The sequence below is a fragment of the Rhizobium sp. H4 genome (genome assembly GCF_003013335.1).
Lineage (GTDB): Bacteria > Pseudomonadota > Alphaproteobacteria > Rhizobiales > Rhizobiaceae > Rhizobium > Rhizobium sophoriradicis.
In genome coordinates this window covers 325,995-339,150 of record NZ_PSOW01000002.1, presented here as the reverse complement: position 1 = coordinate 339,150, position 13,156 = coordinate 325,995, and the positions used below count along the sequence as shown (strand labels likewise).

Below are 13,156 nucleotides of genomic sequence, written 5' to 3'. Positions count from 1 at the left end.
GGCCGGTCCTTCCCGCGCGGGGCGGGAAGGACCGTTTTCCCTTACTCTTTCATCGACAGCCAGCGGGTGCGGTGGATGTCCTGGATGTTGTCGACGAAGCCTTCGACCTTCGGCGACACGACATTCTTCGAGACATAGTAGTAGATCGGCAGGGCGGCGGACTCATCAAGCGCCAGCTGCTCGGCCTTCTTGAAGATCTCGGCGCGCTTCTTCAGATCGGTTTCGGCGTTGCCGTCCTTGATCAGCTTGTCGTAGTCGGGATTGCTCCAGCGGCCGTAATTCATCTGCACGCCTGTTACCAAGAGGTTCAGGAAGTTGTCCGGATCGTTGTAATCGGCGAGCCAGCCGGCACGGCCGATTTCGACCTGGCCACGCTGCATCTGGTCGTAATGCACCTTGGTTTCGGCATTGACGAGCTCGACATCGACGCCCAGCGGCTTCCACATGGAGGCGATCGCCACGGCGATGCGCTTGTGGTTGTCGTTGGTGTTGTAGCTGAGGACGGCGCGAAGCGGCTTGTCCGGACCGAAGCCGGCCTCAGTGAGCAGCTTCTTGGCTTCGGCGACCTTGTCCTTATAAGGCAGGTCCTTCCAGCTGACATAGGCCGGCTCGCCGTAATTGGCGGTGCCCGGCGGAACCCAGGAATAGGCCGGCAGTTCGCCGGTGCCGAGGATCTGCGGGCCGATCACTTCACGGTTGATCGCCATCGACAGCGCCTGGCGGACGCGCTTGTCGCTGAAGGGCGGCTTCTGCGAATTGACGACATAATAATAGAGGCCGGAGAAGGGGGCGACATGCGCCTGGCCCGGCAGGTTCTTCTTCATCCATTCGTACTGGTCGGTCGGGAAATCGGTGAGGATATCGAATTCGCCGGCACGGTAACGTTTCAGCGCGGCTTCCTGATCCTCCAGAACGAAGAACTTGGCGCCGTCGATCTTCAGGTCCTTGGTGCCGTACCACTGGTCGTTCTTGACGGTGGTAACATGCGAACCAGGAACCCATTCGGTCGGCTTATAGGGGCCGTTGGTCACAATGTTGCCGATCTTGACCCAATCCTGGCCCTTGGCCTCGACGACGTGTTTGGGCAACGGGTAAGCCGTGTAATGCATCAGCGCATTGATGAAATAGGGGGTCGGATTTTCCAGTGTGATTTCGAGCGTCTTGTCGTCGATCGCCTTGACGCCGAGCTGGTTGAGGTCGGTGATTTCGCCCTTGTTGATCTTTTCGGCGTTCTTGATGGTGAACTGCAGATAGGCATAATCGGCGGCGTTCTTCGGGTCGACGAGGCGCTGGAAGGCGAAGACGAAGTCTCCTGCCGTTACCGGCTGGCCATCGGACCACTTGATTCCGTCGCGAAGCTTGAAGGTGTAGACCTTGCCGTCCGGCGAAATGGTCCAGCTTTCGGCTTGCCCGGGAATCGGATTGTCCTTGGCGTCTTCGGTGACGAGGCCTTCGAAAATGTCGCCGGCAATACGATTCTCCCAATCGCCGGAAAGCTTCTGCGGATCGAGCGACTGCGGATCCCCACCATTGTGAATGTTGAGCGTGGCCGCATGCGCCGAAAACGCCAGCAATGTGCCAAGCATTGCTGAGGCGAGAATTTTTTTCGTGAACTGGTTCATCGTGGGTCCACCTTTCTAGGCTTTGCGCCTTTATTAGACATCTGTTCCCGACATTTGACCTCTTACGTGCAGGTCAGTGCGCACCTTATCGCAAAGGCTTTGCGTTGCAACCCCAAATCCGGAGGCCGGATTCCGGTTGTGGACAAGCCTATATGCGCCCTCCTCTTGCCGGATCGCGACGAACTGTCGCGGACGGTTTTGGGCCGCTGCTCCAGGCTTCACGTGGTTGTCTTTTGCCCCGTCCGCTTTAGTGTTGCGAGCGCAAACGAAGCAGGAGATGTAGCCGATGGCATTGCAGGCAGGCGGGAATGGAGATTGGTGGCGCGGCGCGGTGATCTATCAGGTCTACCCGCGCTCGTTTCAAGACACCAACAGCGATGGCCTCGGCGACCTCAAGGGCATTACCCGCCGGCTGCCGCATATCGCCAGTCTCGGTGTCGATGCGATCTGGCTCTCGCCCTTCTTCAAGTCGCCGATGGCCGACATGGGCTATGACGTGTCAGATTATTGCGACGTCGACCCGATCTTCGGGACGCTCGCCGATTTCGACGAGATGATGGCGGAGGCGCACAGGCTCGGCATCAAGGTCGTCATCGACCAGGTGATCTCGCACACTTCGGACCGGCATCCCTGGTTCGTCGAGAGCCGGTCGAGCCGGTCCAATCCCAAGGGGGACTGGTATGTCTGGGCCGATCCGAAGCCGGATGGGACGGCGCCGAACAATTGGCTGTCGATCTTCGGCGGGCCGGGCTGGGAATGGGATGGCGTGCGCCGGCAATATTACCAGCATAACTTCCTGACCTCGCAGCCGGACCTCAACTTCCACAGCGAAGAAGTGCAGGATGCGGTGCTGGAGACGGTGAAGTTCTGGCTCGACCGCGGCGTCGACGGCTTCCGGCTGGATACGGTGAATTACTATTTCTGCGACAAGCAGCTCAGAAGCAATCCACCGCATGAGCCCGACGAGGATGACGCTGGCCTCGATGCCCCAGACAGCAATCCTTACGGCATGCAGAACCACCTTTACGACAAGACCCAGCCGGAAAATGTCGATTTCCTCAAGCGCTTGCGGGCGCTGCTCGACCAGTACGAGGATCGCACGACTGTCGGCGAGGTCGGCGATGGGGCGCGTTCGCTAAAGACGGTTGGCGCCTATACGAGCGGCGGCGACAAGCTGCACATGTGCTACACATTCGACCTGCTCGGACCGGAGTTCACGGCCGAGCATATTCGCGGTTGCGTCGAAGCGTTCCAGGAGGTGGTGACCGATGGCTGGGTCTGCTGGGCTTTTTCAAACCACGACGTCATGCGTCATGTCAGCCGTTTTGCGCTGACGGCGGATGAGCGGCCCGTCATCGCCAAATTGGCCATCTCGGTGCTTGCGGCGCTGCGCGGTTCGATCTGCCTCTACCAGGGTGAGGAGCTCGGCCTGCCGGAGGCGGAGCTCGCCTTCGAGGATCTGCGCGACCCCTACGGCATCCGCTTCTGGCCGGCGTTCAAGGGCCGCGACGGATGCCGCACGCCGATGCCCTGGGAAGCCGGCAAGGCGCATGCGGGCTTCACCTCGGCGGAAAAGAGCTGGTTGCCGGTGCCTTATGAGCAGGCTGCGCTTTCCGTGGATACGCAGGAGGACAGCTACGACTCGGTGCTGCACCACTACCGCAGGACGCTCGCCTTCCGGAAGAGCCACCCAGCGCTGATCGACGGCGAAATGACTTTTGTCGGCACCAACCAGGACCTGCTCGCCTTCACCCGCGAAAAGGGCGGGGAAAAACTGCTGTTCGTTTTCAACCTGACGCGCGAACCGGCGGAATTTCGCCTGCCTGAGGGTATGCTGGTCAGGCAATCGCTCGAGATGCCGGGCTTTGAAGCGATGGGAGGCGCGGGCACGGTGAAGCTTGTGGCGCTGGACGGGTTCTGTGCGCGGGTTTGACGGGTTACTTCAGAAGCTTGTCGTAATCGGCATGAGAGCCGATCCAAAACCAGACGACGTGGTCGCCATCCCTGACGGCTAAAGCTCTCCAGGACGTGCCGACGCGTGCCCACCAGAAGCGGCCGACGCGCTTGAAATGCAGGGATGGATGTCTGGGATCTTGTTTGAGCAGATCGAAATTTTCGTCGGCCAGCTGCCGCACCTGCTCAGGCAAGCCGTCATAGGCCTCCCAGAAGGAGGGAGTTGCCTGGTGTTTCAAAGCGGTCTTGTCTTTCCGGCACGAAAATCGGCCAAGGCCTTCTCCGCGAAATGATCGAGCTTGCCGCTTGCTGCGTCTGTTTCCATCTGCCGATCCCAGCGTTCAGCCTGAAGGGCTTCAAACCAAGCGGAAAAGGCCTCGAGCTCATGCTTGTCGAGTTCGGTCACGGATTTTTCAATCTGTTCCAGCTTTGTCATGATCAGCTCCAGAAATACCGAAAAATAGGCGCTGCTGCGGAATTTGCCAATATACTCTCACCCGATCAGCGCGAATTTGTCCACATCGACCATGCCGCGGTCGGATATCTTCAGATGCGGAATGACGGGCAGCGGCAGGAAGGCCAACTGGAGGAAAGGTTCTTCCAGCGTTGCGCCGAGTGCGAAGGCGGCCTTGCGCAGATCATGCAGCGTATCGCGGACCTTTTCGTAAGGCTCGAGGCTCATCAGGCCGGCAATGGGCAGGGCGATTTCGCCGGTGACCTTGCCATCCTCCACGACGACAAAGCCGCCCTGGATTTCGCCGAGGCGGTTTGCGGCGCGCGCCATGTCATCCTCGCTGACGCCGACGACGCAGATATTGTGGCTGTCATGGCCGACAGTAGAGGCGATCGCGCCCTTCTTCAGGCCGAAGCCCTGGACGAAGCCGTTGGCGTGGTTGCCGTTCTTGCCGTGGCGTTCGATGACGGCGACCTTGATGATGTCGTTGGCAAGGTCGACCGCCGTCTCGTTGCCTTTGACGGGCAGCCGGTAGCGGCGATGCTCGGTGATGATCTTGCCAGGCGTGACGCCGATCACCGGCGTCTCGCCTTCGGCGACCGGTACACCGAAATGGGCGGCGTTGACCGGGCGGGCCTTGACGCTGTCGAGGCCGATCGGGGCGACCGGCTTGCGCGTGGAAAAGAGCGCGTCGCTGACGCGGCGGCCGGCCGAGAAGACCATGTCGGCGCGGCAACCTTCCAGACTGTCGAGAACCACGAGATCAGCGCGCCAGCCCGGCGCCACCAAGCCGCGATCCCGCAGGCCGAAGGCGCGGGCGGCGGAGATCGAGGCGGCGCGATAGATCGCCAGGGGTTCGACGCCGTTGGCGATCGCCGTGCGGATCATGTGGTCGAGATGGCCTTGTTCGGCGATGTCGAGCGGATTGCGGTCGTCGGTGCAGAGCGCGAGATAGGGTGAAAGCCGCTCGGTGATGATGGGAATCAGTGCGGCGAGATCCTTCGACACGGAGCCCTCGCGCACGAGGATATGCATGCCCTTGCGGATCTTTTCCAGCGCCTCAGTGGCGGTCGTGCATTCGTGCTCGGTGCGGATGCCGGCTGCGAGATAACCGTTGAGGTCGTTGCCGGAAAGAAGCGGTGCATGACCGTCGATATGGCCGCCTTGGAAGGCATCGAGCTTGGCCATGCAAACCGGATCCTTGTGGATCACCCCGGGGAAATTCATGAATTCCGCAAGGCCGATGACCTTCGGGTGATGGCGGAAGGGCAGGAGGCGTTCGATCGGCAGGTCGGCGCCTGCCGTTTCGAGATGGGTCGCCGGCACGCAGGAAGAGAGCTGGACGCGGATGTCCATGATCGTCTCGAGCGCGGATTGCAGAAAGAATTCGATGCCGGCGGTGCCGAGCACATTGGCGATCTCGTGCGGATCGCAGATCGCCGTGGTAACGCCATAAGGCAGGACGCAGCGGTCGAATTCATGCGGTGTGACGAGCGAGGATTCGATGTGCAGATGCGTGTCGATGAAGCCGGGAACGACCGTTCGGCCGGATATGTCGATCTCGGTTTCACCCACATAAGTGCCTGATGTGCCGACAATGCGGTCGGCGCCGATGGCGATGTCGGAGCGGACGACTTCGCCGGTGACGAGATCGAAGAAGCTGCCGCCCTTCAGCACGATGTCGGCGGGCACGCGGCCTACACCCTGGTCGATGAGACGTTCGAGTCTGCTGGTCATGGCACCGCTCACATTGCAACCGATTCCGAAACTTATAACCGATCTGCCGCGACATGCGATGCCTACAAACGAAACCGGGCGCCGAATGGCGCCCGATCGCAGTCTTTCATGTCGTGGCTTATTCGGCCGCGACGATCTTGCCGCTTTCCCACTTGTAGAGCGAGAAGCTCTGCGAGGTCAGGTCGCCGGCTTCGCCGTAGGTGACCTTGCCGATGGCGGTCGGGATCTCCTTGCCGTCTTTCAGGGCGGCGGCGACGGCTGCGGCATCCTCGGCGCTGCCGGCCTTCTCGATTCCGGCCTTCAGCACTTCGACGGCAGCGTAGGCGTTCAGCGTGAAGGCCTCGGCCGGAATGTTCTTGGCGGCGAGCGCATCGGCAGCCGTCTTGGAGTCTGGACTCTTCGTGGCGTCCGACGCATTGGTGAACAGCGTGCCCCCCGCCGCATCCGTGCCGATCGCCCAGAATTCGGTGTTGGAGAGGCCGTCGCCGCCGATGATCATCGCGTTGGCGGAGAGATCATGCAACTGGCGGGCGAGCAGGCCGCCTTCCGGGTGATAGCCGCCGAAATAGACGATATCGACCTTCTCGGACTTGATCCGGGTGGTGAGCGCGCTGAAATCCTTGTCGCCGGGCGTGATCGCGTCATTGACGACTTCGGTAACGCCGCCGGCGTTCAGCGTCGCCTTGAAGGCATCGGCGAGGCCTTTGCCATAGGCGCCCTTGTCGTTGACGATGGCGATGCGCTTGTCCTTGAAGTTCTGCAGCACGTATTTGGCGGCGACTTCCGCCTGCTGGTCGTCGCGACCGCAAGTGCGCAGCACATTGGTGAGGCCCCGCTTGGTCAGGTCGGGGGCGGTTGCCGTCGGGGTGACCATCAAGACGCCATTTTCAGCCAAGACGTCCGATACCGGGATAGCGACACCGGATGTCACCGGGCCGACGACGAAGCGGATGCCGTCGCCGACGACCTTGTTGGCGGCGGAAACGCCCTGCTTCGGTTCGCCGGCATCGTCGGCCAGTTCGAGGACGACCTTCTCGCCGAGAATCCCGCCCTTCTTGTTGATCTCGTCGACGGCGGTCTGAGCGCCGTTCTTCACCTGATCGCCATAGGCGGCGACCGGACCGGTCAGCGGCGCGATCAGCCCGATCGTGATATCGGCATGCGCAAGCGGTGCAAAGGCGAGTGACGCGACGAGGGTCGCCGTCAATGTCTTGAGAGTCATTGTCTGTCTCCTTGGATGGGGTCTTCGACCCACGATGAGGCGCCGCGCCGGTTTACCCGATCATTCAACGGCCCTTCGGGGCCGTGCCAAGGACGAACGGTAACGGCGCGATCAGCGAGCCCGCCGGCCATGTTTGACTCGAGGAAAGCTCATAGCGAGATTTCTAGGAATTTTGATGAGATTGCGCAAGTTCATAACAATATGGACGGAAAATACGGTCTATCCGACCGAAAACGCGGCTTGATCGGATCATTTCCAACATTTTCAGGGATTTTTCAGAGTCGAGGTCGCCAAAGGCCAGGGCCTTCGCCGAACGAAACCACCTCCATAAGGTTGTCTTTAGCTTTCCCATTAACCGTTAGTTTGGCCAATGACAGTAGGATCGCACGATACTCAAATACGGCGCATAAAAGAGACTGCATAAAAATTACATAGATATATCGGGAAATAGAGATCTGGATGCTCAAGCGTATCGATGCCGGTCAGGTGCGTATCGGAATGTTTGTAGAGGCTGTCGAGGGCCTGTGGCAGGATCCGCTTTTGTCCAAGCGCAGATTTTCCCTGCGGCGCGAAGTCGATGCCGCAAAAATTCGTAAATGCGGCACCGTCAGCGTCGTCATCAATACGAGCAAGGGGCTCGACACCAACGGGCTGCCGGCCCGTGACATCGAGATCGACATCCAGGCGGCGCGCGAGACCGTCCAGAAATCCGTCCAGTTGCTGGAAGAGGCTTTCGGGCGGCTGCGCAACGGCGACGGAGTGAGCGTCGATCACCTGACGCCGGTGATTTCTTCGGTCTCCAAGTCGATGGATGAGAACCCTTCGGTTTTCCTCAGCGTCACCCGCCTGAAATCAAAAGACGAAGTGACCTTCCTGCATTCCATTTCGGTGAGCGCGCTGATGATCCTTTTCAGCCGCCATCTCGCGCTCGATGAACATACAATCCAGATGCTCGGCACCGCGGGTTTGCTGCACGACGTCGGAAAGCTTGAAATTCCGCTTGAAGTCCTCAACAAGGCAGGGCCGCTGGAAAGGGATGAGATCAGCTTGCTCCGGGGCCATCCGGAGAAAGGGCATGCGATCCTGTCGCGGCAGGAGGGCATGTCGGAGATCGTTCTCGACGTTTGCCTCAATCATCACGAGCGCATCGATGGCAAAGGTTATCCGCGCAGCTTGTCCGGCAGCGAGGTGAGCCTTCATTCGCGGATTGCCACGATCTGCGATGTCTATGACGCCATCACTTCGGTGCGGCCGTATAAGGCGCCATGGAGCGCCAGCGAGGCACTGAAATGGATGCTCGGCGCTGAAGGGCATTTCGATCGCCAGCTCTTGAAAAAATTCGCGATCTGCCTTTCCGTCGCCTCTGTAAGCTGAGGCTTTGCATCTTCAGGCGAAAAGACCCGCGAGAGTATTGTCCGCGGGCCTTGGGCGGACCTTCCGGCGGGTCTTCAGATGTTGTTCTGAAGGATCGTCCTGAGCTTACCGAACAGCTCGTCGATATGGTGCTTTTCGATAATCAGCGGCGGGGAGAGCGCGATAATGTCGCCGGTGGTGCGGATCAGCAGTCCGCTCTCATAGGCCTTCAGGAAAGCCGTGAAGGCGCGCTTGGTGGGCTCGCCGCCGATCGGGTCGAGTTCAATTGCGCCGATCAGGCCGGTGTTCCTGATATCGATGACGTTGGGGCAGTCCTTCAGCGAATGCAGCGCGTCTGCCCAATAGTCGGAAAGTTCGGCGGCACGCGTGAGCAAGCCCTCTTCCTTGTAGGTGTCGAGCGTGGCGAGGGCTGCGGCAGACGCGATGGGGTTGCCGGAATAGGTGTAGCCGTGGAAGAACTCGATCATGTGCTCGGGGCCATTCATGAAGGCGTCATGAATCTCGGAGGTGACGAACACGGCGCCCATCGGGATGACCCCATTGGTCAGTCCTTTGGCGGTGGTGATCATGTCGGGCTTGACGTCGTAGTATTGCGCGGCGAAGGGGGCGCCGAGGCGGCCAAAACCGGTGATGACTTCGTCGAAGATCAGCAGGATGCCGTGCTTGGTGCAGATCTCGCGCAGCTTCTGCAGGTAACCCTTCGGCGGGATGAGGACGCCGGTGGAGCCGGCCACCGGCTCGACGATGACGGCGGCGACCGTCGAGGCGTCATGCAGTGTGACGATACGCTCCAGCTCGGTGGCGATATCGCCGCCATGCTCGGGCTCGCCACGAGTGAAGTTGTTTTTGCCGGGCTGGTGGGTGTGCGGCATGTGATCGACACCGGTGAGCAGCGTGCCGAACATCTTGCGGTTGGCGACAATGCCGCCGACGGAAATGCCGCCGAAATTGACGCCGTGATAGCCGCGCTCGCGGCCGATCAGGCGGAAGCGCGAACCGTTGCCCTTTACGCGGTGATAGGCAAGGGCCACCTTGAGCGCGGTCTCGACGGATTCGGAGCCGGAATTGGTGTAGAGGACATGGTTCATGCCTTCCGGGGCGATGTCGACCAGACGGTTCGCCAATTCGAAGGCCTTGGGATGGCCGAGCTGGAAGGCAGGGGCGTAATCGAGTTCGCCCGCCTGCTCGCGGATCGCCTCGGTGATCTTCGGACGGCAGTGGCCGGCGTTGACGCACCAGAGGCCGGCGGTGCCGTCCAATACCTGGCGGCCGTCATGGGTGGTATAATACATGTCCTTGGCGCCGACGAACAGCCGCGGCTCCTTCTTGAACTGGCGATTTGCCGTAAACGGCATCCAGAAGGCGCGAAGATCGTTCGGTGCATTGAGGCGGTTGGACATGCTGTTCTCCTGGCCGTCGTCGGCCGTTCCCGAAGGGGCTTGTCGCCCGAATTTTTACTGCCCGGTCAAATTATCAGGGCATCTCAACGCGTCAACACCTCACATGCTTCAGCTCAGAAAGAACTCGCCAAAAGGAACGACCGGCAAATCGCGAGATTTGCCGGTCGTGCCGTTAAGGTTCACGTGCTGAAATATCGTTGCCGTGGCTTCCGGGAGGCTTCCCGTGCGCCACCGGCGTAGCCGATGGTCATGTCAGCGCTATCATCAGGCCGCGGATCTGCTTCTGCTCGGAACGAGGTAGATGTCTTCCAGCGTCGCCAGGATCTTCATAACCGGCTCAGATGTGCTTGAGTAATAGATAGTCTGGGCGTCGCGGCGGGTCTTGACCAGCTTCTGCGCGCGCAGTTTCGAAAGGTGCTGTGAAAGAGCCGACTGGCTGAGGCCGACTTGTGCGGCAAGCACGCCGACCGCGACTTCGCCCTTTACCAGGCTGCACAGGATCAGCAATCTTTTAGGGTTGGCCATAGCTGACAATAGCGCTGCCGCCACATTCGTGTGGTCAGCCAAATCAAGGGTTTCCATATTGTTATCTTCCTAATGCAAAACGTACATCATCTGTCGGGGACAGGCCGTCTGCCGAGCTGGCGGCCAAAACTAGCAATTGGGCTCGAAGATTGTATATACCTAAATTTAAGGTATCGAGTATGCTATTTTAGATATGTTTGAACAAATGTGATCGGAATCCACAGCGAGAGTTTCGAATTCGTATCGCACCAATAAGTCCCCGGAAATGATCTCGAAACCCGCCGGATCGATGCCGCAGATGCGCCAAGAAGCCGATTCCGGGGCATTTAGGCGCACTGCAAGCATCGCTGCCACGTCGGGATGGCGCTCTACTAAATCTCGCACTGTTTCGGCCGCTTTGGCGGCGATCTCCTCGTTTGCCGGCGATTGGATGATGAGGTCTCGTCCGTCGAGATGGTAGGCGCGGCCGAAGCCGCCGTTGAGGCTCGCCCGCTCCGGTTTGAGACGGAAGAAGAGGAAGTCGGGAAAATCGATATAAAGTTTTGCCTTGGGATGGCGATCGAGAAAGCGCGTGCGGATGCGCTCGTGGAACGGATGACCATTCTCGACCGGCTCCGCCATGCATTGGGTCGTCAGCCGACCATAGGCGAGGGGGTCGCCCTTGCCCGGCTCGCCGGTGAGCAACGAGGCGCGTGGGTCCTTTGCCAGCGCCTTCGTATGTGCCGAAAGCCTCGAAACGAGGATGACCGGGACTCCGTCGATATCGGTGGCGAGCAAGACGCGGCTGGCGAAGGGAAAACCGGTCTCGGGATCGAGAACGGCGATGGCCGCGTGCCGTGCGGAGCGCAACAGCACGCGGGCAAGCTTGCGGGCTTCATCGTCGGTTTCGCGTATGGGCGAGGGCTGATCTTTCATATCCGCTATGTGGCAAAGCGGATTGAAAACATCAAGCGTCCTGCTTGCGGCGATGGCGGGTGAGGCCGGCGACGATATCCTGAGCCGAGACGGTGCCGACGATGGCGCCGTTCTCGACGATGCCGATACTGCCCGGTTGGCGGGCAAGCGCATCAAGAACATCGACGAGCGGGGTCGCTGCGCGGGCCGTGGCGCTGACGCTCATGCCGGCGGCCGTCTGGCCGAGGCCAGGCTGCATGACGTCGGCGGCAGTTAGCATGTTGATCGGATTGAGGTTCTGTACGAAATCGGCGACATACTGGTCGGCGGGGTTCCTGACGATGTCATGCGGCGTTCCGCACTGGATGATGCGGCCGCCCTCCATGATGGCGATGCGGTTGCCGATGCGGAAGGCCTCGTCGAGATCGTGGCTGACGAACAGGATTGTCTTCTTCAGCCGCCGCTGGAACTCCAGGAGCTCATCCTGCAGTCGAGTGCGGATCAATGGGTCGAGCGCCGAGAAAGGCTCGTCCATGAGCAGGATCGGCGCGCCGGTGGCAAAGGCGCGGGCAAGACCGACACGCTGCTGCATGCCGCCTGAGAGTTCGTTGACCTTACGGTCGGCCCATTTCGTCAGGTTGACGAGTTCGAGCTGCTCGCCGACACGCTGCTTGCGTTCGGCCTCCGGCATGCCGGCAAGTTCAAGGCCGAAGCCGACATTTTCGGCGACGGTGCGCCAGGGCAGAAGGGCAAACTGCTGGAACACCATGGAGACGGTGTGGGTGCGCAGGCCACGCAGCGCCTTGGCATTGCATCGGTAAGGGTTGACGGGGCCGGTGGAGGTCGAGACCGAAACATCGCCGCGCACCACGGGCGCAAGTCCGTTGACGGCGCGCAGCAGCGTCGACTTGCCGGAGCCGGAGAGGCCCATCAGCACGAGGATCTCGCCTTCCTCGATAGTCAGTGAGGCATTGGCGACGCCGAGCACGAGGCCGGTTGCGGCGCCGATCTCATCGCGCGTTTTGCCCTGGTCGGCCATGGCAAGCGCCGTTTCCGGCCGGTCGCCGAAGATGATGCTGACATTCTTAAAGTCTATCGCCGTCATGCGCCGTCTCCTTCGTCCCCTGCGCGGAATATGCGGTCGAGAATGATCGCCAGGATGACGATGCAGAAGCCGGCGTCGAAGCCTTTCGCGATATTGACGGTGTTCAGCGCACGCACGACAGGCACGCCAAGTCCGGGAGCGCCGACAAGCGCGGCAATGACCACCATCGACAGCGACAGCATGATGGTCTGGGTGAGGCCCGCCATAATCTGCGGCGCGGCAAAGGGAAGCTCGACCTTGCGCAGCACCTGCATCGGCCGCGCACCGAAGGCGACAGCGGCTTCAACGAGGGATGGCGGCGTCGAGATGATGCCGAGGCGCGTCAGCCGGATGGGGGCGGGAATTGCGAAAATGACGGTTGCGATCAGGCCCGGCACCATGCCGAGGCCGAAGAGGATCAGCGCCGGGATCAGATAGACGAATGTCGGGATCGTCTGCATGAGATCGAGCACCGGGCGCATGGCGGCATAGACCCAGGGGCGGCGGGCGGCGGCAATGCCGAGCGGGATACCGATCACCATACAGACGAAGGTGGCGGCGAGCACCAGGGCGAGCGTCTCCGTCGTCTCCTTCCAATAGTCCTGGTTCACGATGAGCAGCAGCCCAAAACAGGTGAAGACCGCAACCGCGATCGACCGGCGCAGCCAGAAGGCTATGCCGGTGATGGCAGCGATGACGATCAGCGGGTGAGGCTTCTGCAGCAGGAAGAGCAGGCCGTCTATGGCGCTCGACAGCAGGAATGCCAGCTGGTTGAAGAACCACTCGCCATTCGAGGTCAACCAGTCCACGAAGGATTTGGCCCCGGGGCCGATGGGAATCTTAAAGTCGGTGATCCAATTCAAGGTTCGCGCCTATCCAGAAAAAATCAAC

At 60.6% G+C, this 13,156-nt stretch carries 12 protein-coding genes; 2 read left to right on the top strand and 10 right to left on the bottom strand.

Going from position 1 to position 13,156, the window contains the following annotated elements; genetic code table 11:
- Positions 1 to 41: 41 nt before the first annotated feature.
- Positions 42 to 1,622: a peptide ABC transporter substrate-binding protein gene (locus C4N04_RS04390; RefSeq protein WP_038690475.1), complete on the bottom strand. Its 1,581-nt coding sequence runs from the start codon at positions 1,620 to 1,622 to the stop codon at positions 42 to 44.
- Between the two features lie 286 nt (positions 1,623 to 1,908).
- Between C4N04_RS04390 and C4N04_RS04385 the strand changes: the two genes are divergently transcribed.
- Positions 1,909 to 3,555, top strand: coding sequence for an alpha-glucosidase family protein (locus C4N04_RS04385; RefSeq protein ID WP_106795491.1), 1,647 nt, complete (start codon positions 1,909 to 1,911; stop codon positions 3,553 to 3,555).
- A 4-nt stretch (positions 3,556 to 3,559) separates the two neighbouring features.
- Here the strand turns inward: C4N04_RS04385 and C4N04_RS04380 are convergent, their stop codons facing one another.
- The 4 genes from C4N04_RS04380 to C4N04_RS04365 all read right to left on the bottom strand — a co-directional run bounded on the left by C4N04_RS04380 (position 3,560) and on the right by C4N04_RS04365 (position 6,988).
- Positions 3,560 to 3,814: a hypothetical protein gene (locus C4N04_RS04380; protein WP_096762311.1), complete on the bottom strand. Its 255-nt coding sequence runs from the start codon at positions 3,812 to 3,814 to the stop codon at positions 3,560 to 3,562.
- Entirely contained in the window at positions 3,811 to 4,011 is a 201-nt protein-coding gene (locus C4N04_RS04375; protein WP_096762312.1) for a hypothetical protein, read from the bottom strand. Before C4N04_RS04375 ends, C4N04_RS04380 begins: the two co-directional genes overlap by 4 nt.
- 57 nt (positions 4,012 to 4,068) lie before the next feature.
- Positions 4,069 to 5,766 (bottom strand): adenine deaminase, encoded by a 1,698-nt coding sequence (ade, locus tag C4N04_RS04370; protein WP_106795490.1) that lies wholly within the window; start codon positions 5,764 to 5,766, stop codon positions 4,069 to 4,071.
- Positions 5,767 to 5,884: 118 nt separating this feature from the next.
- The gene (locus C4N04_RS04365; RefSeq protein WP_039621320.1) at positions 5,885 to 6,988 is read right to left on the bottom strand and encodes a branched-chain amino acid ABC transporter substrate-binding protein; all 1,104 of its coding nucleotides are present in this window, start codon (positions 6,986 to 6,988) and stop codon (positions 5,885 to 5,887) included.
- Positions 6,989 to 7,447: 459 nt separating this feature from the next.
- On the opposite strand from C4N04_RS04365, the gene C4N04_RS04360 reads away from it, so the two are divergent.
- Positions 7,448 to 8,362, top strand: coding sequence for an HD-GYP domain-containing protein (locus C4N04_RS04360; RefSeq protein WP_077989995.1), 915 nt, complete (start codon positions 7,448 to 7,450; stop codon positions 8,360 to 8,362).
- Between the two features lie 74 nt (positions 8,363 to 8,436).
- Here the strand turns inward: C4N04_RS04360 and C4N04_RS04355 are convergent, their stop codons facing one another.
- The 5 genes from C4N04_RS04355 to choW form a co-directional block, all read right to left on the bottom strand.
- The gene (locus C4N04_RS04355; protein ID WP_038690466.1) at positions 8,437 to 9,762 is read right to left on the bottom strand and encodes an aspartate aminotransferase family protein; all 1,326 of its coding nucleotides are present in this window, start codon (positions 9,760 to 9,762) and stop codon (positions 8,437 to 8,439) included.
- Between the two features lie 264 nt (positions 9,763 to 10,026).
- Positions 10,027 to 10,344 carry a metalloregulator ArsR/SmtB family transcription factor gene (locus C4N04_RS04350; RefSeq protein WP_038690464.1) on the bottom strand — a complete coding sequence of 106 codons (318 nt, stop codon included), beginning with the start codon at positions 10,342 to 10,344 and terminating at the stop codon, positions 10,027 to 10,029.
- Positions 10,345 to 10,452: 108 nt separating this feature from the next.
- Positions 10,453 to 11,202: a pyridoxamine 5'-phosphate oxidase family protein gene (locus tag C4N04_RS04345; protein ID WP_077989996.1), complete on the bottom strand. Its 750-nt coding sequence runs from the start codon at positions 11,200 to 11,202 to the stop codon at positions 10,453 to 10,455.
- A gap of 31 nt (positions 11,203 to 11,233) precedes the next feature.
- Positions 11,234 to 12,286 carry a choline ABC transporter ATP-binding protein gene (gene choV, locus C4N04_RS04340; RefSeq protein ID WP_106795489.1) on the bottom strand — a complete coding sequence of 351 codons (1,053 nt, stop codon included), beginning with the start codon at positions 12,284 to 12,286 and terminating at the stop codon, positions 11,234 to 11,236.
- Positions 12,283 to 13,128 (bottom strand): choline ABC transporter permease subunit, encoded by an 846-nt coding sequence (gene choW, locus C4N04_RS04335; protein WP_039621311.1) that lies wholly within the window; start codon positions 13,126 to 13,128, stop codon positions 12,283 to 12,285. Before choW ends, choV begins: the two co-directional genes overlap by 4 nt.
- Positions 13,129 to 13,156: the final 28 nt, after the last annotated feature.